Origin of the sequence: Streptomyces sp. NPDC006516 (assembly GCF_040611875.1) — a bacterium.
Lineage (GTDB): Bacteria > Actinomycetota > Actinomycetes > Streptomycetales > Streptomycetaceae > Streptomyces.
In genome coordinates this window covers 716531-736852 of the sequence record NZ_JBEXPD010000001.1, presented here as the reverse complement: position 1 = coordinate 736852, position 20322 = coordinate 716531, and the positions used below count along the sequence as shown (strand labels likewise).

The 20322-nt window shown below is 71.4% G+C and carries 25 protein-coding genes; 16 read left to right on the top strand and 9 right to left on the bottom strand.

The annotated features are described in order from the left end of the window. The first annotated feature begins 1 nt into the window (after position 1). On the top strand, positions 2-1042 hold the full coding sequence (locus ABZY45_RS03235) for a peptidoglycan-binding domain-containing protein (protein ID WP_356735541.1): 1041 nt from the start codon (positions 2-4) through the stop codon (positions 1040-1042). A gap of 305 nt (positions 1043-1347) precedes the next feature. After that, complete coding sequence (locus ABZY45_RS03230) at positions 1348-2010, top strand: HAD-IA family hydrolase (protein WP_356735539.1); 663 nt, start codon at positions 1348-1350, stop codon at positions 2008-2010. A gap of 140 nt (positions 2011-2150) precedes the next feature. Here the strand turns inward: ABZY45_RS03230 and ABZY45_RS03225 are convergent, their stop codons facing one another. Next, positions 2151-2885, bottom strand: a complete 735-nt coding sequence (locus ABZY45_RS03225) for an ABC transporter permease (RefSeq protein ID WP_356735537.1) — start codon at positions 2883-2885, stop codon at positions 2151-2153. A 234-nt stretch (positions 2886-3119) separates the two neighbouring features. On the opposite strand from ABZY45_RS03225, the gene ABZY45_RS03220 reads away from it, so the two are divergent. The 4 genes from ABZY45_RS03220 to ABZY45_RS03205 all read left to right on the top strand — a co-directional run bounded on the left by ABZY45_RS03220 (position 3120) and on the right by ABZY45_RS03205 (position 6966). Next, on the top strand, positions 3120-3764 hold the full coding sequence (locus tag ABZY45_RS03220) for an HNH endonuclease family protein (protein WP_356735535.1): 645 nt from the start codon (positions 3120-3122) through the stop codon (positions 3762-3764). A 108-nt stretch (positions 3765-3872) separates the two neighbouring features. Beyond that, on the top strand, positions 3873-5549 hold the full coding sequence (locus tag ABZY45_RS03215; RefSeq protein ID WP_356735533.1) for an alkaline phosphatase D family protein: 1677 nt from the start codon (positions 3873-3875) through the stop codon (positions 5547-5549). Between the two features lie 112 nt (positions 5550-5661). Then, complete coding sequence (locus ABZY45_RS03210; protein ID WP_356735531.1) at positions 5662-6123, top strand: DoxX family protein; 462 nt, start codon at positions 5662-5664, stop codon at positions 6121-6123. A 195-nt stretch (positions 6124-6318) separates the two neighbouring features. After that, on the top strand, positions 6319-6966 hold the full coding sequence (locus ABZY45_RS03205; RefSeq protein WP_356735529.1) for a VTT domain-containing protein: 648 nt from the start codon (positions 6319-6321) through the stop codon (positions 6964-6966). Positions 6967-6982: 16 nt separating this feature from the next. Here the strand turns inward: ABZY45_RS03205 and ABZY45_RS03200 are convergent, their stop codons facing one another. From ABZY45_RS03200 to ABZY45_RS03180, 5 genes are all read right to left on the bottom strand, one after another. Next, on the bottom strand, positions 6983-7207 hold the full coding sequence (locus ABZY45_RS03200) for a DUF2277 domain-containing protein (protein WP_356735527.1): 225 nt from the start codon (positions 7205-7207) through the stop codon (positions 6983-6985). A gap of 112 nt (positions 7208-7319) precedes the next feature. Then, on the bottom strand, positions 7320-8723 hold the full coding sequence (locus ABZY45_RS03195; protein ID WP_356735525.1) for a DUF1254 domain-containing protein: 1404 nt from the start codon (positions 8721-8723) through the stop codon (positions 7320-7322). Between the two features lies 1 nt (position 8724). Further along, positions 8725-9156 carry a hypothetical protein gene (locus ABZY45_RS03190; RefSeq protein ID WP_356735523.1) on the bottom strand — a complete coding sequence of 144 codons (432 nt, stop codon included), beginning with the start codon at positions 9154-9156 and terminating at the stop codon, positions 8725-8727. A gap of 114 nt (positions 9157-9270) precedes the next feature. Beyond that, positions 9271-9615: a hypothetical protein gene (locus tag ABZY45_RS03185; protein WP_356735521.1), complete on the bottom strand. Its 345-nt coding sequence runs from the start codon at positions 9613-9615 to the stop codon at positions 9271-9273. Beyond that, positions 9612-9836: a hypothetical protein gene (locus tag ABZY45_RS03180; RefSeq protein WP_356735519.1), complete on the bottom strand. Its 225-nt coding sequence runs from the start codon at positions 9834-9836 to the stop codon at positions 9612-9614. Before ABZY45_RS03180 ends, ABZY45_RS03185 begins: the two co-directional genes overlap by 4 nt. 247 nt (positions 9837-10083) lie before the next feature. Between ABZY45_RS03180 and ABZY45_RS03175 the strand changes: the two genes are divergently transcribed. The 4 genes from ABZY45_RS03175 (at position 10084) to ABZY45_RS03160 (ending at position 12648) form a co-directional block, all read left to right on the top strand. Continuing rightward, positions 10084-10569 carry a carboxymuconolactone decarboxylase family protein gene (locus ABZY45_RS03175; RefSeq protein ID WP_356735517.1) on the top strand — a complete coding sequence of 162 codons (486 nt, stop codon included), beginning with the start codon at positions 10084-10086 and terminating at the stop codon, positions 10567-10569. A 126-nt stretch (positions 10570-10695) separates the two neighbouring features. Then, entirely contained in the window at positions 10696-11262 is a 567-nt protein-coding gene (locus ABZY45_RS03170) for a flavoprotein (protein ID WP_356735515.1), read from the top strand. Positions 11263-11303: 41 nt separating this feature from the next. Continuing rightward, positions 11304-11849: an MOSC domain-containing protein gene (locus tag ABZY45_RS03165; RefSeq protein ID WP_356735513.1), complete on the top strand. Its 546-nt coding sequence runs from the start codon at positions 11304-11306 to the stop codon at positions 11847-11849. A gap of 70 nt (positions 11850-11919) precedes the next feature. Continuing rightward, positions 11920-12648, top strand: coding sequence for an SDR family oxidoreductase (locus ABZY45_RS03160; RefSeq protein WP_356735511.1), 729 nt, complete (start codon positions 11920-11922; stop codon positions 12646-12648). 120 nt (positions 12649-12768) lie between these two features. Here ABZY45_RS03160 and sigJ read toward each other — a convergent pair whose 3' ends face one another. Next, positions 12769-13707 carry an RNA polymerase sigma factor SigJ gene (gene sigJ, locus ABZY45_RS03155; protein ID WP_356735509.1) on the bottom strand — a complete coding sequence of 313 codons (939 nt, stop codon included), beginning with the start codon at positions 13705-13707 and terminating at the stop codon, positions 12769-12771. A gap of 150 nt (positions 13708-13857) precedes the next feature. Here sigJ and ABZY45_RS03150 point away from each other — a divergent pair, with 150 nt between their 5' ends. The 6 genes from ABZY45_RS03150 to ABZY45_RS03125 all read left to right on the top strand — a co-directional run bounded on the left by ABZY45_RS03150 (position 13858) and on the right by ABZY45_RS03125 (position 19198). After that, positions 13858-14982 carry a nuclear transport factor 2 family protein gene (locus ABZY45_RS03150; protein ID WP_356735507.1) on the top strand — a complete coding sequence of 375 codons (1125 nt, stop codon included), beginning with the start codon at positions 13858-13860 and terminating at the stop codon, positions 14980-14982. Between the two features lie 322 nt (positions 14983-15304). Next, a complete protein-coding gene (locus tag ABZY45_RS03145; protein WP_356735505.1) occupies positions 15305-15943 on the top strand; it encodes a class I SAM-dependent methyltransferase in 639 nt (212 codons plus the stop codon). Positions 15944-16102: 159 nt separating this feature from the next. Further along, on the top strand, positions 16103-16561 hold the full coding sequence (locus tag ABZY45_RS03140; RefSeq protein ID WP_356735503.1) for a hypothetical protein: 459 nt from the start codon (positions 16103-16105) through the stop codon (positions 16559-16561). 141 nt (positions 16562-16702) lie between these two features. Further along, entirely contained in the window at positions 16703-17653 is a 951-nt protein-coding gene (locus ABZY45_RS03135; RefSeq protein WP_356735501.1) for an RNA-binding protein, read from the top strand. A gap of 330 nt (positions 17654-17983) precedes the next feature. Then, complete coding sequence (locus ABZY45_RS03130) at positions 17984-18379, top strand: hypothetical protein (RefSeq protein WP_356735499.1); 396 nt, start codon at positions 17984-17986, stop codon at positions 18377-18379. 90 nt (positions 18380-18469) lie between these two features. Continuing rightward, a complete protein-coding gene (locus ABZY45_RS03125) occupies positions 18470-19198 on the top strand; it encodes an endonuclease domain-containing protein (protein WP_356735497.1) in 729 nt (242 codons plus the stop codon). 104 nt (positions 19199-19302) lie between these two features. Here the strand turns inward: ABZY45_RS03125 and ABZY45_RS03120 are convergent, their stop codons facing one another. Together ABZY45_RS03120 and ABZY45_RS03115 are read right to left on the bottom strand one after the other, a co-directional pair. Continuing rightward, positions 19303-19656: a hypothetical protein gene (locus ABZY45_RS03120; RefSeq protein ID WP_356735495.1), complete on the bottom strand. Its 354-nt coding sequence runs from the start codon at positions 19654-19656 to the stop codon at positions 19303-19305. Beyond that, positions 19653-20144 (bottom strand): hypothetical protein, encoded by a 492-nt coding sequence (locus ABZY45_RS03115; protein WP_356735493.1) that lies wholly within the window; start codon positions 20142-20144, stop codon positions 19653-19655. Before ABZY45_RS03115 ends, ABZY45_RS03120 begins: the two co-directional genes overlap by 4 nt. Between the last annotated feature and the right edge of the window lie 178 nt (positions 20145-20322).

Here is a 20322-nt window from a genome sequence, read left to right as displayed (position 1 = left end):
GATGACCGGACATATGTGCCCGGAGTGCGGTGGCGAGCAGAGCGCGAGACCCGGGGCGGGGTGTGCCTGCGGGGCCGCCACGCCGGGAACACGGGACGGGCTGGGCCGCTCGTCCGGCCCCGCCCGTGAGCCCGGGCAGGCGGCGCGGGACGCGCGCGCGGCCGAGATCGCGGCGGCCGAGGACTTCGACCCGCTGCGCATCCGGCCGTACGTGACGCTGAACAGTGACGACGCCGGCGACACCTACGACGGCGACGGCACGCAGGACCGGGGCGCTCCTGCCGCCGCCACGACGATGCCGCTGTTCCTGGGCGGTGCGCCCGGCCCCCTACCGGGTGATCTGCCGGGCCCGCCGCCCGAGGCCGTCGTCGCGGGGGGCGCGCCCCACCTGCGTACACCCGCCGCCTACGCGGGCGACGGGCCCGATCCCGTGCAGCCTCGCCGCCGACGGCCTTTCGCCGTGGCGGCCGTGGGCGCGGCCGTGGTCGCGGTGGTGGGCACCGCGGCCTTCGCCGGAGGCCTGTTCGACAGCGAGGACAAGCGGGACGCGGCACTTCCCGAGGTGACGAGGACGAGCGTGCCGGATGCCACGGGAGGTCCCGCCGAGTCGGTGTCGGCCTCCCCGTCGGAGTCCGCGTCCGCGACGCCGTCCCGGTCCGCGTCCGCGTCGCCGACGGCGTCCCCGTCGGCGTCGAGGAGCCCGTCGGCGTCCCGCTCCGCCACCGCCTCGGCGACGCCTTCGCCGACGGCGTCCGCGACGACCGCCCCCGCCACGACGGCGGCGGCGCCCCCGGCGGAGGCGTCCGGGCCCACCCTGCGCCGCGGGGACGAGGGCTCGGAGGTCGTCGAGCTCCAGCGCAGGCTCCAGGAGATCTGGGTCTACCGGGGGCCGGACGACGGCGACTACTCGTCACACGTGGAGCAGGCGGTCGCCGAGTTCCAGCGGTGGGTGTCGGTCCAGGGCGACCCCTCGGGCGTGTACGGGCCGGAGACCCGCGAGGCCCTGGAGGCGCGGACGAGCGGCTCGGGACGGCGCTCCTGACCGCTTTCGCGAGGGTTTCCCGACGCGCGCCGGCTTCCTGGACGCGCCCCGTCTTCCGACGCGCGCCCGAGGACTCGGCGAAGGCCTCCCGAGGGCCCAGCGAAGGCCTGCCGGGGCACACGGCCTACCGGGACACACGAAGGCCCGCCAAGGGCTCGCCGGCCATCGGATTGGCGTTTCGGCGCAGCTTTTTGTACCGTGAGGGAACAAAGTAGCCTCCGCCCGTTCTCCCTGACCGGCGGGCGGGGCTGCTTGTCTTCTTCACCGCAGCCGCGAGCTGTCCCCCCGCGCTCTGGAGCACGCCGATGCAGGCCACCGTCCTCGAAGCCCGCGCCCTCCTGCTGGACATGGACGGCACCCTCGTCAACTCCGACGCGGTGGTCGAGCGCTGCTGGCGCCGCTGGGCGATCGCGCAGGGCCTGGACCCCGTGGCGGCGCTCAAGGTGGTCCACGGCCGCCAGGGCTACGCCACGATGGCCGCCCTGCTGCCGGACCGGCCCATGGAGCAGAACTACGCGGAGAACAGGATCATGCTCGCCGAGGAGACCGCCGACACCGAGGGCGTCGTCCCCATCGGCGGCGCCCCCGCCTTCATGGCCTCGCTCGCCGGCCTCCCGCACGCTCTCGTGACCTCGGCCGACGAGGCACTCGCGCAGGCCCGGATGACGGCCGCGGCCCTGCCGATGCCGGAGACCCGGGTGACCGCGGAGATGGTCGGCGCGAGCAAGCCGGACCCCGAGGGCTTCCTCAAGGGCGCGGCCGAGCTGGGCTTCGACCCCGCGGACTGCGTCGTGTTCGAGGACTCCGAGGCGGGCATCGCGGCCGGCCGGGCGGCAGGCATGCGCGTCGTCGGCGTCGGACCGCGCGCGGCGGCCCTCTCCCCCGACGCCCACGTCGAGGACCTGACGCGGCTCCGGGTCGAGGCGACCGCGGGCGGCTCGATCCGCCTGCACGTCGACGCCCGCTGACCGCCTGACCCCCGGCCGACCCGCATGCGTACGGCCACGCCCGGCACCGGGCCGATCGGCGCCCGTATGGTGACAGCCCGGCACCCGGCCGCGCGCCGGCCCCGGCCATCCCCCTAGCGCCGCCCCGCACCCGCGCCCGCTCACGCCCGGTGCAGCAGTCCCCGCGCGATCAGTTCGAGCACCAGCGCGACGGCCACGGCCTGCACGGCCAGCAACGCCACCAGGACGAACAGCTGCACCGCTCCCGCCTCCACCGGTGAGGCGCCGCCCAGCAGCATGCCCACGAAGGCCCCCGGCAGGGTGACGAGCCCCACGGTTCTGGTCTGGTCCAGCCCCGGCAGCAGCGCGTCGGACGCCGCGGGGCGGGCGATCTCCAGCCGGGCGTCCCGGTCGAGCAGGCCGAGCGCCATTCCCGCCTCCACCTCACCCCGCCGGGTGGTGAGTTCGTCCAGCGCGCGCCGCCCGCCCAGCACGGTCGCGGTGAGCGCGCCCCCGATGAGGATGCCCGTCACCGGGATCAGCGCGATGCCCCGCGCCGGAAGGAGCCCGGTGAGGAGCAGCGCGACGACCACCGGGACGACCCCGGCGGCGATCGGCAGCGCCGCCCACCACCAGGTCCGGTTGTCCGTGATCCGCCGCCCCGCCGTGCGCACCGCGACGGCGAACATGAGCGCCAGGAAGCCGAGCAGGGGCCCCAGGGAGCGCACCACCCAGCCGATGAGCAGCGAGACGGCCGCCAGCTGGACCGCGGCCCGCAGCCCTGCGACGGCGATCTCACGGGACCTGCCGAGCGAGGCCCACGCCGCTACGGCGGCGGCGGACACCAGCAGTACGGCGAGCACGACGCCGAGCGTCGGAGTGACCGGAAGCAGCACGCGGCCACCCTACGGGCCTACGCACGGAGCCCCGGCCGATCCGTGAGCCCGTCAGTTCGCCCTGTCGAACACCCTTCGGACGGAACGTCAGATCTACTGTCCTGCCTCTTGATGTGACGTGCGCATGTCGTCACGCTGTTACCTGGTGACCACCCCACCGAAACCCGGCGCCGTCACGATGGCCTGGCTTCACAGGTCGCCAGCCCGACGTCCCCCCACCTCAAGGGAGTTCGAATGTCCGGTATCTACGCGCGTCGCATAGCCGTCGTCGCTGCCTCGGCCGCGCTCGCCGCCACCACCGGGCTGCTCACGGCCCCGACCGCCCAGGCCGCGATGCCCACCCCGGTCTCCGCGTCGACCGCCCGCACCTACCTGGGCCAGCTCACCGTCTCCACCGAAGGTTCGTCGACCGGCTACAGCCGCGACAAGTTCCCGCACTGGATCACGCAGTCGGGCGCCTGCAACACCCGCGAGGTGGTGCTGAAGCGCGACGGCACCGGCGTCGTCCAGGACTCCGCCTGCGCCGCGACCAGTGGGAGTTGGTACTCCCAGTACGACGGCGCGACCTGGACCGCGGCGTCCGACCTGGACATCGACCACATGGTCCCGCTCGCCGAGGCCTGGCGTTCGGGGGCCAGCGGCTGGACCACCGCCCAGCGTCAGTCCTTCGCCAACGACCTGACCCGCCCTCAGCTCATCGCGGTCACGGACAACGTCAACCAGTCCAAGAGCGACCAGGATCCGGGCGAGTGGCTGCCCTCCCGCACGGCCTACCGCTGCACCTACGCGCGCGCCTGGGTGCACGTGAAGCACTACTACGGCCTCAGCGTCGACTCCACCGAGAAGAGCGCCCTGCAGTCCGTCCTGAACGGCTGCTGACCCGCCTCCGCACCCGCGCCTGAGCCCGCGGGCCCGGGGCGGAACCGACCCGCCCTCCTCCGTCGTTCCGTACCCTACGGAGCCATCTGCGACGCGAGGAGGGCACACATGGCCGGGCTACGCCTGGGACCGCTGCTGAGGTACGTCGACTGGGAGACCGGCTCCCGGGCGACGGTCTGGGTGGAGACGAGCAGGCCCTGTACCGCGGAGGTCCGCTGCGAGGACGGGGCGGCGGGCAGCTCACCCACGTTCGCGGTCCAGGGGCACCACTACGCCCTGGTGGTGGTGACCGGCCTGACCCCCGGCTCGACCACGCCCTACGAGGTCCTGCTCGACGGCCGCCGGGTCTGGCCGCCCGAGGAATCGCGCTTCCCGCCGAGCACGATCACGACGCCCGCCCTCCCGCAGCCGGAGGAGGCGGGCCCGGTCCGGATCGCCTTCGGCTCCTGCCGCTGGGCGGCTCCGCCGGCCCACGGTCACGATGCGATCGGCCCCGACGCGCTCGACGCGCTGGCCACCCGCCTCGCCGCCGACCCGGAAGCCGCCCGCCCGGACGTCCTCCTGCTCCTGGGGGACCAGGTGTACGCGGACGAGACCTCCCAGGCCACCCAGCGACGGCTGGCCGCCCGCCGGGACCTGAAGGAGGCGCCGGGCGCCGAGGTCGCGGACTACGAGGAGTACACCCACCTCTACGACGAGTCCTGGCGCGACCCGGACGTGCGCTGGCTGCTCTCCACGGTCCCCAGCTGCATGATCTTCGACGACCACGACGTGGTGGACGACTGGAACACCAGCGAGTCGTGGGTCCGGGACATGCGCCGGACCCCCTGGTGGCACGAGCGGATCGTCAGCGGACTCATGTCGTACTGGGTCTACCAGCACATCGGGAACCTCTCCCCCGACGCCCTGGAGGCGGACCCGCTCTACGCGGCCGTCCGGGCCGTCCCGGACGGCACCGAGACCCTGCGCGCCCACGCCGCGGCGGCCGACGCCGATCCCACGCTCACCCGGTGGAGCTACCGGCGTGTTTTCGGCCGAGTACGGGTGATGATGGTCGACACCCGCGCGGCCCGTGTCCTCGGCGAGCAGGAGCGGTCGATGCTCCGCGAGAGCGAGGCACGGTGGCTGCGCGACGAGGCGCTCGACGACCCCGGCGCGTACGACCACCTGCTGATCGGCACCTCGCTGCCATGGCTCCTGCCGCCCCTCATACACGACGGGGAGTCGTGGAACGCCTCGCTGTGCCGAGGGGAGCGGGGCGAGCGCTGGGCCCGCCTCGGGGAGAAGATCCGGCGGGCCGGTGACCTGGAGCATTGGGCCGCCTTCCCGGATTCCTTCCGCCGGCTGACGGAGCTCGTGAGGGAGGCGGGAAGCGGTCCGGACGCACCGGCGACGGTATGCGTGCTCTCGGGCGATGTGCACCATGCGTACATCGCCGAGCCCCGGTGGCCCGACGGCACCCCACAGGACGCTCCCGCCTCACGCGTCCTGCAACTGACCTGCTCTCCCGTCCACAACTCCGTCCCCGGATACATGCGTGCGGGCTTCCGGTTCGGCTGGAGCCGGGCAGGCCGGTGGGTGGGGCGCGCGCTGGCGCTCCACGGGCGGACGCAGACGCCGCCGATGCGCTGGCGCAGGACGGGCGGGCCCTGGTTCGGCAACCAGTTGATGACGCTCACACTGGAAGGCCGAAAAGCTTCGCTGACATTGGTTCAGGCCAGAGCCAGGCCGGCAGGGGCGCAGCTGGAGACCGTCATGGAACGCTCACTGACCTCGAACGAATGATCGAGTTTCAGCCAATTGCAAGATGTTGAACTTGCAAGCATTAGTGAGGTTTCCCTAACCTGGAGGGCCCCGATCGGTTTCACGTCCCCAGACCGAAGGAGCCCCACCCCCCATGTCCATACGTCTGAACCGGGCCCAGCCCTACGCACTCGGCCTCTTCCGAGTCGTCATCGGCTTCCTGTTCGCCTGCCACGGCGCCGCCTCGCTCTTCGGAGTCCTCGGCGGCTCCATGGGCGGCGGCACCGTCCCCACCGGCACCTGGCCCGGCTGGTACGCGGCGGTGATCCAGCTCGTCGGCGGCACGCTCGTCGCCCTCGGGCTCGGCACCCGCGCCGCCGCGTTCGTCTCCTCCGGCTCCATGGCCTACGCGTACTTCAAGGTGCACCAGCCGGAGTCGCTGTTCCCCCTGCAGAACGGCGGCGAGGCCTCGGCGGTCTTCTGCTGGGCCTTCCTGCTCCTGGTCTTCACCGGCCCCGGCGCCGTGGCCGTGGACCGGCTGTTCTCCTCGCGCGGAGGCTCCGTGGACAAGAAGGACGAGCCCGCCCGCGAACAGTCCCCGGCCGTCTCGGTCTGACCGTCCGCTCCTCGTACGCCCCGGTCCCCCTCCCTACAAGGGGGGCCGGGGCGTACGTGACCTCCACGACATCACTGCCATGGCGGCGAACACCTGGTCAACCGCAGGCGTACGCTGTACAGCTGGCCCTGCCGCTCCTGCCGCTCCCCTGCGACGTCGCGGCGTTGACACGGAACACGGGAACGGGGAGTAGAAGTGCTGGAGAGTGTGGGTGCGCTGACAGGCAGCCCATGGATCTACGCGGTGGTCGCCCTCTCCGTACTCCTGGACGTCTTCCTGCCCGTCCTCCCCAGCGGCGTGCTGGTGATCACCGCCGCCACCGCCGCGGCGGCGAGCACGACGACCGTCACCGCGGCGGCCGGAGAGGCCACCCGGCACGTGCCCTCGCTCCTCGTCCTGACGCTCTGCGCCGCCACCGCCTCGGTCCTCGGCGACCTGGTGGCCTACCGCCTCGCGTGGCGCGGCGGCGAACGTCTCGACCGGGCCATCGCCCGTTCCCGCCGCCTCACCTCGGCCCAGGAACGCCTCGGTGCGGCACTGAGCCGTGGCGGAGGCGCCCTCGTCGTCATCGCGCGCTTCGCACCGGCCGGACGTTCCGTCGTCTCGCTGGGCGCGGGAGCCGCCCACCGCAAGGTGAAGGAGTTCCTGCCCTGGTCCGCCGTGGCCGGCGTGGCCTGGGCGGCGTACAGCGTGGGCCTCGGCTACTTCGGCGGGCAGTGGCTGGGCGCGAGCTGGCTGGGCACGGCCGTCTCGGTCCTCGCCCTCTTCCTGGCGGGCGCCCTCGCGGCGCTCGTCGTCCGCCGCCCCGCCCGCCCGGCGGTCGCGGCCCCCGCCGGGAACTGAGCGGTCGGCGGTCCACTCACACCCGGGATGCGGCGCCCTTGACCTCCAGGCCGTCGAGCAGCCGCTGGGTCGCCTCGGCGATCTCGGCCACGGCTCGGTCGAAGACCTCCTGGTTGTGCGCGGCGGGCGCGCGGAAGCCAGACACCTTGCGCACGTACTGCAGGGCGGCGGCTCGCATCTCCTCCTCGGTGGCCTCTTCGGGGATGGCTGGCGGGCGAAGGGTCTTGATGCTGCGGCACATGTCTCCAGTGTGCGCCGCGCCACTGACAACGCGCCCGGAGAACGACGCCCCCGGCCACTGACGGCACGCCCGCGGAGCGACGCTCCCGGCCCGGGACTCAAAGCGCCGAGCTCTACGCCTCCAGCCGCTCCACCGGCGGGATGACGAAGTTCCCGTCAAGAACGGCCTGGCCAGGAAGGTGGAGCCGCATCACGGGCCGGAAGCGCCCGGCCGGCACAGGCACCCAGTTCGCCGCGGCGTCGGGGTCCCGGGGCCGCTCCTGGGCCAGATGGAGCGTCAGCGAGCCGTCCGCGCCGTACACGAGCCCCGGCGTACGGTCACCGACCGCGCAACGCTCGCCCGCGTGCGCGACGAGGTGCCCCCCGGGAAGGTCGTACACGGTCACGGACCAGAAGGCCGCGACCGGGGGCGGCTGCGGGAGGTGCAGGACGTAGCGGTGGGCTCCGTCGAGCGGCCGTCCACGGGAGTCGCGCGCCGTGTGCGCGTACACCGCCTCGTACCCGTGCGGGATCCAGCGCTCCCGCCGGGCCGCCACCGCCCTGAGCAGGTAGGACGCCTCCCGGTCCGGGGCCCGCCACTCCGGCGAGTCGATCGTGCCCACTCCGGCGTGGTCCAGGTTGTAGTCGCGCAGGTGCGGTTCGGTCTGCCAGGCGCCCGGCACACCGCCGTCGGCCTGGTGGCGGGCCGCCTCCTCCACCCGCAGCCGGCCCAGCGCGAGCCCTCGCCTCAGCGCGCGCACGAGCCCCGGGGCGGCCTGCACGTACGGCGAGACCCCTTCCTCCAGGAGCCCCAGGGGCTGGAAGCGGTCCTGGTAGGCGCGATCCGCCGCGGCGGGCGGGAAGTCAGCCATCCACACCCGCAGCTCCTCGAAGAACCGCAGCTCGCCGGGGACCCCCGGTTCGGTCGCGGGCAACCCGGTCCGGTGGGCCCGGTCACCCAGGTGCGTCAGCGTCAGTTCCTGCTGGAGCGCCCTGACCCGGGGCATGTCCTCCGGCCCGTCGCAGGCGAGGCGGCCGAGGACGGAGACGATGGACGTGGGGGCGTCGATCACTCCCGACACCACGTCGGGCACGGTACCGGCCCAGCCGGGCGGCACGATCATCCAGTCGCCGGCGCATGTTCCCGGTCCCCGCACGCCCAGGTCACCGCCGCCGGTTCCCGCGCCCCGCACACCGAGGTAGGCGAAGGGGTTGCTCCAGGCGTCCACGAACTGGAGCACGTAGTAGGCCCCGCCGGTGTCCGGCACGTGCAGTCTGACCGGCCCTCCGGACAGGTCGAGCTGTGCGAGCGCGTCGACGAGGTCTGCCGGGGCGTACGGGACGTGCGTGCCTGGTGCGGCGGGCCCGTCCGCGTGGGCGAAGTCGTTGAAGGGCGCGGGAGCCAGGGTTCCGCAGCCCTCCTGGAGGCAGGCCTGCACGCCCGACAGCCGGCGGACGAGCGGCGACCCGTAGACGTACGCGTCGGCGGCCAGCGCCGTCAGGACGTCGCGTTCCAGGCCGCCTCGCCCCGCCGGCATGTCAGATGACCGGCTTCGCCCGGTGGGCGCAGAGGGCCCAGATCACGAAGGCGTCGAGCGCGATGGAGATGATCGCCCACACCGGCTGGTACGGCAGCCAGACGAAGTTGGCGATCAGGTTCAGCGCGGCGAGCCCGATGCCCACACCCCAGGCCCATGCGGCGCCCTTGAGGATGCTCCACCCGACGAGCACCAGGATCACTCCGAGGATCAGGTGGATCCATCCCCAGGAGGTGATGTCGAATTTGAACGTGTAGTTGTTGATGCGCGTGTACACGTCGTCGGACGCGATGCCCGCGATGCCCTTGACGATGGCGAGGATGCCGTCGACGAGGAGCACGACCCCCGCGAACATCACCCCGCCCGCCGCCCAGGGGTCGCCGCCGGGGGCGGAGGACCGGGGAGAGCCGGGTGCGGGTGCTGACTGAGCCATGGGAATCCTCCGCTCGACGGACCGCCCGCACCTCTGCGGGCAGATCCGACCCTGTGCGACGACCTCACCGGCCACGACCCGGACGCGGCCGTTCGGGTGTCCGCCGTGTCCTCCTCAGTGCGCTCCCACGGTGACGACCTGCCCCTTCGCGTCGACGGTCAGGACGACCCGTTCGACCTTGTTCGTCAGGGCCAGGACCGCCCACACGACCCCCCACACGCAGCACGAGAAGACCGTGAGGAAGGCGTGCAGCACATGGTCAACCGGCTGCCCGCGCACCAGGACGGCCTGGCTCCCCGACCGGGACTCCACGCGCCATCCGGCCGCCACCCGCTGGCTCACCACCCAGTCGAGGATCAGGCCCCGCTGCGTGGCGTCGGGCACCACCCCGCTCGCCCCGTAGTAGCCGGGAGGAGGTTCGAGCGACGCCTCGCGCCGGTGTGCGGGGCGACGCCTCACGAGGGCTCACTCCACGTGTCGAGGTCTCCGCCCCGCCATTCGATCAGCTCCGGCTGGTCCAGATCGATCTCGTCGGCCCCCTCGGCGAGCCCTGCCCGCCGCAGGAGGGAGGCCACTTCCCCGCGCCCGTGCGCGAGCCCGACGATCTGCCCACGGACGGTCACCCGCCGCCCACCGGTCGGTGAGGGCGGATACACGATCACAGGCGGATGTCCGGACATGCCTCCACGGTCCCCCGTGCTCCGCCGCCTCGCATCCCGGAACCCGCCGCGGCCGGGCAGGGAGCGTGATCCGCCGACGCGACGCCACGGTGACGACGCCGGTCACCCTCTCTCCGTGACGCCTCTCCCCCGTGGCGCACGTCACACCCTCTCGCCTGTCACACGGGCCGATGGTCCGGCATCTCGTGTTCGTCAGGACGCCGCGCGAACGATCCGCGGGGCACACCGCACACGTGAGGACGAAGACATGGAACCCCGTTTCGATCTGATGACCAACCGGATCGGCGCCCAGGTCGCCAAGCGGTTCTACAGCGCCGGGCTGCCGATCAGGGAGTCGTCGCTGCCCCGGGCCCTGCAGGAACTGGTGCAACTCCGCGCCAGCCAGATCAACGGCTGCGGCTGGTGCCTCGATGTGCATTCCAAGGAGGCTTCGGCCGCCGGTGAGACCCCGCTCCGGGTGAACCTGGTCGCCGCCTGGCGCGAGTCCACGGTCTTCACCGAGGCCGAGCGGGCCGCCCTGGCACTGACCGAGGAGGGCACCCGGCTCGCCGACGCCCACCAGGGGGTGTCCGACGAGACCTGGGACCAGGTGCGCAAGCACTTCGACGACGACCAGATCGCCGGCCTGGTCACCCTGGTCGCCATGATCAACGCCTCCAACCGGATGGCCGTGATCACGCACACGAAGGGAGGTTCCTACAACCCCAGCATGCTCACGGCCCTGTCGAACTGACCGGCGTCCGCACCACGGCCCGGCCCGGCCCGGGGGAGCATCTCCGGGCCGGGCCCCGCGCGCGTGCCCGTGGCAGCAGAATGGGCGACGCGAGGAACGCGGACGGCGGCGAGGGGTGGAGGAACCATGGATGCGGGCAGCCGCGGAGTGCTGGGAGTCGTGGGTACGGCGGCCGACGGCGTCGAGAGGCTGCGCACCGGACTGGTCGAACCGGCCGTCGCGCTGGGCTGGCAGGTGGCCGTGACACTCACACCTGCCGCCGGCCGGTGGCTCAGGGCCGTAGGCGAGTGCGACCGTCTGGAGTCGCTGACCGGCCTCCCCGTACGGGACACCTCCCGCCTGCCCTCCGAGCCCCGCCCGCACCCCGTCGCCGACTGCTGGGTGGTGGCCCCGGCCAGCGCGAACTACGTCGCCAAGCTCGCGACGGGCATCGCCGACAACCAGGCGCTGACGCAGGTGAGCGAGGCGCTGGGGACGGTCGGCGTGCCGGTGGTGCTGTTCCCCGGGATCAACGCGGCACACGCGCGCCACCCGGCGTGGGAGGGGCACATCGGAGCCCTGCGCGCGGCAGGCGTGCGACTGGTGTACGGACCCGGCGTGTGGCCCCTGCTCGAACCGCGTGAGGGACCGCCGGACCGTGAACTCCCATGGCCTGCGGTCCTGGCGGAACTGGCCGCCGCGACGCCCGCCTAGGATGACCCGGCGTACACGGAACCGACTGGGCGGGGTGGGGCATGGCGGGCCGGATCACAGCGGTGAGCAGCAACGCGACGTACTCGTTCAGCAAACCCAATCGCAAGTCCGTCACACTGCTCGCCGGCCTGGGCGTCGAGGGCGACGTCCATGCGGGCGAGACGATCCGCCACCAGTTCCGCATGACGTACGAACCCGACCTGCCCAACCTGCGCCAGGTGCACCTGATGCACGAGGAACTCTTCGACGAACTCGCCCTCAAGGGTTACTCCGTCACCGCGGGCCGGCTCGGCGAGAACATCACCACCCGGGGTGTCGACCTGCTCGGCCTGCCCACGGGCACCCTGCTCCACCTCGGCGAGCAGGCGGTGGTGGAGGTGACGGGCCTGCGCAACCCGTGCGCGAAGATCAACGACTTCCAGCAGGGCCTGCTCGGAGAGGTTTTCGCCCTCGACCCCGACTCGGGTGACTTCACGTTCAAGTCCGGCATCATGGCCGTGGTCCGCCTCGGCGGCACGGTCCGCCCGCAGGACCCGGTCGAGATCGAGCTCCCTGCCCCGCCGCACCGCCCGTTGGAGCGCGTATGAGGGCGACGGCCGAGGCGGACGGACGTAACGCGCCTGCCGGCACTCCGGCTTACGGAACAGGAGTGACACCATGAGGCTCGACGACCGCCGCGTGGTCATCACGGCCGCGGGCCGCGACTTCGGGCGGACCCTGGCCCTCCGGCTCGCGGACCTCGGCGCCGAGGTCTTCCTCTCAGCTCGCCGGCTCGACGCGGCGGAGCGCGTACGCGACGAGATCCTCGGGCGCGGTCATGAGCGGGTGCACGCCTTCGCCTGCGACCTCACGGACGCCGCCTCCATCCGCGCGTTCGCGTCCGCGGTCGCGCGGCACACCGACCGCGTCGACCTCCTCGTCAACAACGGCTCGCGCTATCTGGACGGCCCGGACCTGCTGTCCGCGACGGACGAGGACATCGCGGACACGATCGCGTCCGGAGCCACCGGCACGGTCCTGACGGTGAAGAACTTCCTGCCGCTGCTGCTCACATCGGCGCAGCCGGACATCGTCACCATGGTCTCCGCCTGCGGAACGGCGGGCCACCAACGGTCGGACGCCCACGACTCGTTCTACGCCGCCAAGAGCGCCCAGGCGGGATTCGCCGAGATCCTCTCCAAGCGCCTGCGGCCGCAGGGAGTCCGCGTGATCTCGCTCTACCCGCCCGACTTCGACAACCCCGACCCGCTCTCCGGGGACTGGGAGAGCACCCCGCGCGGGCCGGGGAGCACGCTCACAGCGCATTCGCTCGTGGAGTGCGTCCTCTTCGCTGTCGCCCAGCCTCGCGACTGCTTCATCAAGTCGTTCCACTTCGAGCAGGCCTGAGCAAGGCCGGGACGTCACCGCCGACCGGAAGCAGGCCTCGCACCAGCAGGGCTTTCGCCGTCCGGCGAAGTCGGCCGATGAGGTTCGGGACCTTCCGGCCACGTGGCGCCGGCTCGGCCCTCAGGTGGTCTGCCAGGGGCGGAGCTTCTCGGGGTTGCGTACGGCCCAGATCCGCTCGATCCGCTCCCCCACGACACCGAACGCGAACACGGTCGCGACGTCGCCGCCCTGCCGCGCCACCAGTCCGGGCCGGCCGTTGACCGTGCACTCCGCGTACGTCGTGCGGTGGCCCGCCAGTCGCGCGATCCTGACGTAGGCACGGGCGATCCGCTCGCCGCCCACGATCGGGTGCAGGTGGGTGACGGCCAGCCCGCCCCCGTCGGCGGTGGCGGTGGCGGCCGGGTCGAGCAGGCCGATCAGGGCGTCGACGTCCTGGGCCTCCCACGCCGTCCTGAACCGTCTGACGATGGCGGCCTGCCCGGCCTCCGGGCCCGCCGGCGTCCGCGCGGTACGGACACGACGACGGGCGGACGAGGCCAGCTGGCGGCACGCGGCCGGAGTGCGGCCGACGATCTCGGCGACCTCACCGAAGGGGTAGCGGAAGACGTCGTGCAGGACGAACGCGACGCGCTCGGCCGGGGTCATCGCGTCGAGGACGACCAGAAAGGCCATCGTCACCGACTCGTCGAGGGTGACCCGGTCGGCCGGGTCGATCCCGTCGGCGCCGGGGCGCCCGGTGATCCACTCCGTGGGCTCGGGCAGCGGTTCGGGGATCCACTCGCCCACGTACGTCTCCCTCCTGGCCCGCGCCGAGCCCAGCAGGTTCAGGCAGATGCGGCCGGCGACCGTCATGAGCCAGGCCCCTGGCACCTCGATGGCACGCTGCTCCTGCGGGGACATGGCGTACCAGCGGGCGTAGGTCTCCTGCACGACGTCCTCGGCGTCCGAGAGGGACCCGAGAAGCCGATAGCCGAGATTGATCAGCCGACGCCGCTCGCCCATGATCGCGCTGAGGCCCGGATCGCTCTGTTCGTCGACGGGCTCGGCTCCGGTGGTCATGGTGTGGCCCTCTTTCCGTCTCGCTTCTGCGCCTCCGCGCTTACGACAGGACAGCCCACCGAAATGTGAGGCCGGCGCGCCGCCTCACATTCCACAGGGCCGCTTTGTCGTAACGGGTGAGAACGACGAGACGAAGGAGAGGGAACTCCGATGACCGACTTCCAGGCCGTCGCGGACCGCGTCGAGATCGAGGCGCTGCGCGGCGAGTTCACCGACTCGGCGATGATGCGCGACCGGCCCCGCCTGGCATCACTGTTCACGCCGGACGGTGTCCTGCGCATGCCCAACATCCCGGTCGAGCTGACCGGCCGCGAGGAGATACGTGCCGGAGGCGAACGGCTCCAGGCACAGTGGGACTTCTTCGTACAGACCACGCACCCCGGCACGATCCTGCTCGACGGCGACACCGCGACCGGCCGCGCCTACATCCAGGAACTCGCGCGCACCCTGGACGGGCGGCAGGGTCTGAACTACGCGGTGTACCACGACCGTTACCGGCGCACGGAGGAGGGCTGGAAGTTCGCCGAGCGGGTGTACGAGGTCAGATACCTCGACACCACCCCGCTGACGGGCTCGGCGCCCTCCCCGGACCACAGCGCGGAGATCGCGACCCGGGCTCCGGCCGCACCCTTCGCAGGCCCGGCCGCACCCTTCACGGGCCAGGCCACGCCGTTCACCGCCCCGGCCCCGGCCGAACGGCTGGAGCGGACGGCCGCCGCCCTGCGCGCCAACGGCTTCACGGTCGAGGTCCTCGACGACGCCGCAGCCGCCCGCGCCCGCGTCGAGGACCTGCTCCCCGCGGGCGCCCGCGTCTTCACCGGGGCCGGCGAGACCCTCCGGCTGTCGGGCATCGAAGCGGACATCAACACGGGTGAGCGGTACGACGCCGTCAGGCCGCGCGTCCTGGCCATCGACCGTGCCACGGGCGCCGACGAGATCCGGCGGCTGACCGCGAACCCCGACTACGTCGTCAACAGCGTCGCCGCGGTCACCGAGACCGGCTCGCTCGTCCTCGCCTCGGGCAGCGGCAGCCAGCTCCCGGCCAACGCGGGTGGCGCGGCCCACGCGGTCTGGGTCGTCGGCGCGCAGAAAGTGGTACCCGACCTGAGCACGGCACTGCGCCGCATCGAGGAGCACGCCCTCCCTCTGGAGAACATCCGCGCCCAGGCGGCGTACGGCCGGCCCAGCGCCGTCAACCGCGTACTCATCCTCAACGCGGAACCCCACCCCGGACGCGGCACGGTGCTGCTGCTCCGGGAGGCCATCGGATACTGACCGGTTCGGGGTGCAGGGCCTCGAACTTGAGCGGTACGGGGGCGAGCCGGGTACGGGGGCGAGCCAGAGGGCCGGTCGAGACGGCCGCCCCTGTTCCGAGGGCCGCGCGGCGGGCCCGCGCCCCCACCCCCTCCCCGGACCAGCCGGTCCCTCGATTTGGTGTTCAATGGCCACACGTCGGACTTCACGCCCACCCGCTCCGTCTCCCCGTCGCGGTTGCGCTGTGCACCGGGGGGGCGGCGCGGAAGCGCCGGGCGCAGGAGTACGGCTACGACACCGCCCCGTCTCTCCTGGACGAGGCCGACCGGAAGGCACGACGAACATGACCGGGCAACGCGACCGCTGGGCAGAACTGACCGGCGGACAGGCCGGCGAGGACTACGCCCGGCGCTTCGCCCGGCTCGCCGAATCCGGCCACGACGTCCACGGCGAGGCCGCCTTCTGCACCGCACTGCTGACGCTGTCCTCCAGAGTCCTCGACGCGGGCTGCGGAACCGGCCGGATCGCGATCCGGCTGACCGAGCTGGGCCACCACTGCACCGGCGTGGACGTCGACCCCTCGATGCTCGCCGTCGCCCGACGCGATGCCCCCGCCCAGGAGTGGCTGCTCGGTGACCTGGTGCATCTGGACGCCCTCGGCCTGGATCCGAGCTTCGACCTGGTGCTCGCGGCGGGAAACGTCATCCCGCTGCTGGCCTCCGGCACGGAACCAGCGGTCGTACGCCAACTGGCCACCGCCCTGCGCCCGGGTGGCCTGCTGGTCACGGGCATGGGCCTGGACGCGGCACACCTTCCGCTGCCGGAACCGACGGTGACCCTGCCCGAGTTCGACCAGTGGTGCGCCGAGGCCGGACTGACCTTGCGGGAGCGCTACGCCACCTGGAGCGGCGAGCCTTACTACGACGGCTGCGGCTACGCCGTCAGCGTGCACGGTCTGCCCGCCACGGCCTCGGACGACTGACCACGAATCATGCGCCGTACCGGTGAGCCGGTGACAGGAAGCCACCGCCGCCCACCGGAGGACGCACAGCCTTCACAGGGACCGGACCTACAGGGCGTGCCAACTGGCCCGTGAGACAGTCGGGCCCGACACACCGAGCGTGATCGCAAAAGGAGATCCATGCGGCCTCTGCCCACCATCGCCGACCGTGGTGAATTCGATGTCCTGGTGGTCAGGACCGACTACGACGACGCCCAGGCGTGGCATGAAGTGGCGACGGCACTGACCGAGCACGAGTCGCACGTCCATTGCGTCAGCGATCCGGTCTGGGCCGGGGCGACCGTTGACGAGCTACTGGCTACGGTCCGGGCCGACGAGGACCTGTCCGTCGTCTTCCTCGCCGACCGGACAACTATGCGGCTCGAGAGCCACGCGCTGCTGGCCGTCACCACGCTGACGCTGGAGGACTGCGTGGACGCTGAGGACTACGGGCAGCTGACGGAGTTCGGCAGGGAGTTCCGCGTCATCCCCTCAGCGGTCCACGAGGTTTATGCGAACCTGAGTATCGGCAACTTGGGTTTCGAGGAGTACGCGGCATGGGCCCACGACGACCCCGAAGGGATCTTCCGGTCCTTCTGAGGCGCCTACTGGTGAGCGGCGAGCATCCGCAAGCAGCACGCCATGAGGACGGCGCCTACGCCCGCAGCCGGGCGTGAGCCTGCACGGTCTCGGTCGTCACGCACTACGCTGGCACCTCCTTCCCGCCACCCTGGGAGCAGCGTGCCGCCGCCCTTCGCCTACCGGATAACCAAGTACGACCCCGCCGACCGCGACGAGCACGGCCGCTACAGCGGCACCGAAGACACGGTGAGCGATCACGGGCCGGTCGAGGCGGCTTACCTGGAGGCGATCGCCGCCTTCGCCCGGGACTCGGGTGTCGACCGGCTGGAGATCCGCGAGCCCGAGGTCACCGGCCTGGTCAACTTCGGCCTGGAGGTGCCCGTCGAGGGCCACGGCCTCGCCGGTCTGTTCCCGCCCGACCTCGCCGGCTACCACGACGGGGCCGAGGTCTCCGTGCCGATCGCGCTGGAACTGGTCCGCGCGATGCTCCGGGACAACGGCGCCTGGTGCAGGCTGGAGCGCGGGGACACGTTCACCGTGCATGTCGGGTGGGACCAGTACGTGTACGTCGGCAGCGACCAGCCCTGCGAAGCAGCCATCGCCCGGACCCACGAAGCCGGCTTGTTCGCAGAACCGATCACGGCCTCGCCCTACGCCGCAGACCGCGAGGAACCAGAGGTGACGCAGGCCGCGGACGAGGACTTCTGGAAACGAGTACGTGCGGCACTGGCCTCATCGCAGTCGCTGCTTCTGGAAGAGACGTACGTCCGCAACGCCGCCCGCTGGCACCGCCTCACCGAAGGCAACCTCGACACCGTCCGCGTCGCTCTCGGCCCACGCGCGCTTCTGACTGTATGGCCCGACCTCACCCCTGATGTCGACGCGGTCTTCGCCGCGCTGCCTCAGGACGAACCCGTGGAGTTCGTCTGGGAAGCACCGGACGGAACGATCCGCCATGCCATCGTCGACGAGACCGACCACCGGCAACTCGCCACCCTGGCCTCAGGCGCGCGAGCAGCCTGCGCACTCCCCCTCTTCACCGACGAACGCTCCCCGCTCTTGCACGCCGCTCTCCCCGACAGCGACGGCGTGCTGCGCGCCCGGTGGTGACCTGCCCTCCGTGCCCTGCGTGCGCGTTGGAGGAGCGTTGCGTGCTCCGCCCCGGGTCAGGACCATGCCCTCACCTGAGTCATCCAGGGCCAGGCCAGTCCACTGCACCAGGGGAGTTCGACCAGGAAGGAGTTCCGCTCGTGCGACTCGTCTCCCATCCAGTCTTCGTCGAGGTAGATGTCACCGTGTCAGCGGAGACGCTGGCCGCCTTGGCACACGCAGTGGCCGAAGATGTCAGGCGTTGCTTCGATGGCCGTGCCTCACGCTCGCTCGCTGCCACTCCAGGTACCTGCCTGCAACGCACACTCCCCTGCCTGCGAGAGTGTTCCCATGCTGCTGGATCCTGAGAACACTCTGTTCGTCCGTGGTGTCACGCCCGTGCTTCTGCTGGCCGAGGCGCAGGTACACGATGCCCTGCCGCTCCTGGCAGCACCCGACGGGGTGGTCCCCCGGTGTGAGGGCTGGAGCATCGCTCCCCGACACACCATGTGTGTCGTAGACGGACCTGGGGACCAAGGGCTCGTGGTCCCCTCTTTCGCTGCGCCGGTGGTCGGCGGGGCCGACGACGGTGGGGCATCCAGCGACACGGCCGACTGGTGCGTGGACGCCGAGCAGGCCGGCGGAGCAATCGTCCTGTCCGTGGACCAACTGCCCGACGTATTTGACTGGTCTGCCCTGTTGTCATCGGGCACGGTCCGCGGCGGCTTCATGCCGACGCTGGCTTGACATCAGCAGTGCCGGAGCGGCGCCGCCGGCAGCACGCCTGTGGCTCGCGATCCTTGAGTCTCGGATCTCTTCGTCCCGATGTGACTGTCAGTGCAGCGGACTAACTTGCTGTTCGTGGAGTGGCTGACAGACGGCGAGATCGTCGCCCTGACGCGTGACGAGTTCGATGAATGGGTCGATACGTTGGAGCCGTGCAAGGTGTGCTTCGACCAGCTCTGGCGGGTCGATGCGGGACCCAAGGGAAGCGTATGTCCGCAGTGCCGCAATGCCGAACGGCAGGCACGGCGACACAATCTGACGCGGGCCCGTGTCAATGCAATCCTCAGAGTTCAGGATGACACCTGCCCCCTCTGCGGCAGCCTGGGAGGTGACCCCTCAATGGAAGGGCCGTCATGGTGGCACATTGATCACGACCATCGCTGCTGTTCCGGCCCGACATCTTGCGGACAGTGCGTGCGAGGGCTGCTGTGCAAGAGCTGCAACACTCGGGGCCTGGCTTGGTACGAGAGCCTCACCGCAGACTTGCAGACCTGGGAACACGTCAACGCCTACTTGACCGATCCCCCTGCCCGCAGACCAGAGGCAGCGGTGCTGTTCCACGGCGATCTCACAGGCGTCCGCTCACGGGATGGGGCCTTTGCCGGCTGGCGCTCCAACAGCCCTCTCAGCGAGCCCTTTCCGCACTGGAGAACGCGCCGCATCACTGCGAAACAGCCTCTGTTGCTTCGCAAAGCGGGACGAAGCCCTGAGCTTGGAAATCACAGGACTCTGGACACTGCCGGCTCGCTGAACAGCGACAACGGGGTGCCGGGTGACTGACGAGGTGTCACACGAGTTGGCAGCCGCTCCAGAAGAGAACCCTTGAACCTTCCTCGCACACGACGAAGCTCGCCACCCGGGAGGGTGGCGGGCTCGCTCGCCGGTTACTCAGTCCGCTTGGGGTGCTTGGCCGCGGCATGCAGGAGCCACACAGTCTTGCGCTCCTCCTCGACCACGTACCAGACACGACCTCCGCTCGTGACCTCGATCTGCCACTGATCGCGGTCCTTGCCATTGAAGAACGCTGTCGCAAGGTCGTACTTCAACTGATGGTGGCGGGCGGTCTGTACCGCAGGTGCCGGCCCGGTCCGCAGCGTGAACCAGGCATCGGCGGTATTGGTGGGGGCTTCGGCACAGAGGGCTTGCCACCCCACTCCCACGTCCCTGGCCCCAAAGCGGATCTTGTACTCGCCCGGCTTGGGCGGCGGGACGGCGAGGTCCCCCCTCTTATTGCTCAATCTGCAGGTACCTCCGGAGGCTCGACTTCCCCGAAGTCGCCCGCCTCCGGACTGGTCAGCTTGCTGTAGAGCTCCTGGTCCGCATACACCTCGGCGGTCGACTTCCATGCCGCGATCAGCGGCACGATCGGCCCAACGGTACCGAGATCGGAGGCAGCGCGTGCGGTCTCCATGAACTCGACGAGGAACTCCTGAACCGCCTTCTGCGGCAGGAAGCGGACCCACGGGAACGCCTCAGGGAACACTGCGGTCAGCATCGTCACCGCCTCGGGGCTGCTCTTCATGAGCGCGACAAAGAGCCGCGTGGTCGAGTCGACGACCTCCGTGACCTGCTCTGCGCGTACGGCTGTCGTCAGGTACAGGTCTTCCTCGTCCCCGCGACGGTGCAGCAGCAGACCCTTGCGGGGGTTGTCCTGCAGCCGCGCGACCGTGGCTACGGGGCTCTTGACGAGCTCCGAGAAGTTCGCTTCAGCTGGCATGGTGGTCATGACTTCTAAAGTAGTTCAGAAGTATGCAACCGTCCACTGGAAACGGGACACAAATCAGACCAGTAATCACTCAGCGTCGCCGAAGGGCCGGATACAGACATAGCCGCACATCAGAGGGCTGGTAACCCCAGGTGCCCGGGCGTCGAGAAGTCTGCGCGAGTAGCTCCCACACCACTGC

What these genes read in the sequence shown, in the direction of transcription:
- ABZY45_RS03215 (WP_356735533.1), top strand. Translation starts at nt 3,873, where the DNA reads ATGGCCGGGCTACGCCTGGGACCGCTGCTGAGGTACGTCGACTGGGAG.
- ABZY45_RS03190 (WP_356735523.1), bottom strand. Translation starts at nt 9,156, where the DNA reads ATGGCTCAGTCAGCACCCGCACCCGGCTCTCCCCGGTCCTCCGCCCCC.
- ABZY45_RS03115 (WP_356735493.1), bottom strand. Translation starts at nt 20,144, where the DNA reads ATGACCACCATGCCAGCTGAAGCGAACTTCTCGGAGCTCGTCAAGAGC.
- ABZY45_RS03150 (WP_356735507.1), top strand. Translation starts at nt 13,858, where the DNA reads ATGACCGACTTCCAGGCCGTCGCGGACCGCGTCGAGATCGAGGCGCTG.
- ABZY45_RS03140 (WP_356735503.1), top strand. Translation starts at nt 16,103, where the DNA reads ATGCGGCCTCTGCCCACCATCGCCGACCGTGGTGAATTCGATGTCCTG.
- ABZY45_RS03165 (WP_356735513.1), top strand. Translation starts at nt 11,304, where the DNA reads ATGGCGGGCCGGATCACAGCGGTGAGCAGCAACGCGACGTACTCGTTC.
- ABZY45_RS03200 (WP_356735527.1), bottom strand. Translation starts at nt 7,207, where the DNA reads ATGTGCCGCAGCATCAAGACCCTTCGCCCGCCAGCCATCCCCGAAGAG.
- ABZY45_RS03130 (WP_356735499.1), top strand. Translation starts at nt 17,984, where the DNA reads ATGCTGCTGGATCCTGAGAACACTCTGTTCGTCCGTGGTGTCACGCCC.
- ABZY45_RS03220 (WP_356735535.1), top strand. Translation starts at nt 3,120, where the DNA reads ATGTCCGGTATCTACGCGCGTCGCATAGCCGTCGTCGCTGCCTCGGCC.
- ABZY45_RS03175 (WP_356735517.1), top strand. Translation starts at nt 10,084, where the DNA reads ATGGAACCCCGTTTCGATCTGATGACCAACCGGATCGGCGCCCAGGTC.
- ABZY45_RS03210 (WP_356735531.1), top strand. Translation starts at nt 5,662, where the DNA reads ATGTCCATACGTCTGAACCGGGCCCAGCCCTACGCACTCGGCCTCTTC.
- ABZY45_RS03230 (WP_356735539.1), top strand. Translation starts at nt 1,348, where the DNA reads ATGCAGGCCACCGTCCTCGAAGCCCGCGCCCTCCTGCTGGACATGGAC.
- ABZY45_RS03180 (WP_356735519.1), bottom strand. Translation starts at nt 9,836, where the DNA reads ATGTCCGGACATCCGCCTGTGATCGTGTATCCGCCCTCACCGACCGGT.
- ABZY45_RS03235 (WP_356735541.1), top strand. Translation starts at nt 2, where the DNA reads ATGACCGGACATATGTGCCCGGAGTGCGGTGGCGAGCAGAGCGCGAGA.
- sigJ (WP_356735509.1), bottom strand. Translation starts at nt 13,707, where the DNA reads ATGACCACCGGAGCCGAGCCCGTCGACGAACAGAGCGATCCGGGCCTC.
- ABZY45_RS03195 (WP_356735525.1), bottom strand. Translation starts at nt 8,723, where the DNA reads ATGCCGGCGGGGCGAGGCGGCCTGGAACGCGACGTCCTGACGGCGCTG.
- ABZY45_RS03170 (WP_356735515.1), top strand. Translation starts at nt 10,696, where the DNA reads ATGGATGCGGGCAGCCGCGGAGTGCTGGGAGTCGTGGGTACGGCGGCC.
- ABZY45_RS03145 (WP_356735505.1), top strand. Translation starts at nt 15,305, where the DNA reads ATGACCGGGCAACGCGACCGCTGGGCAGAACTGACCGGCGGACAGGCC.
- ABZY45_RS03160 (WP_356735511.1), top strand. Translation starts at nt 11,920, where the DNA reads ATGAGGCTCGACGACCGCCGCGTGGTCATCACGGCCGCGGGCCGCGAC.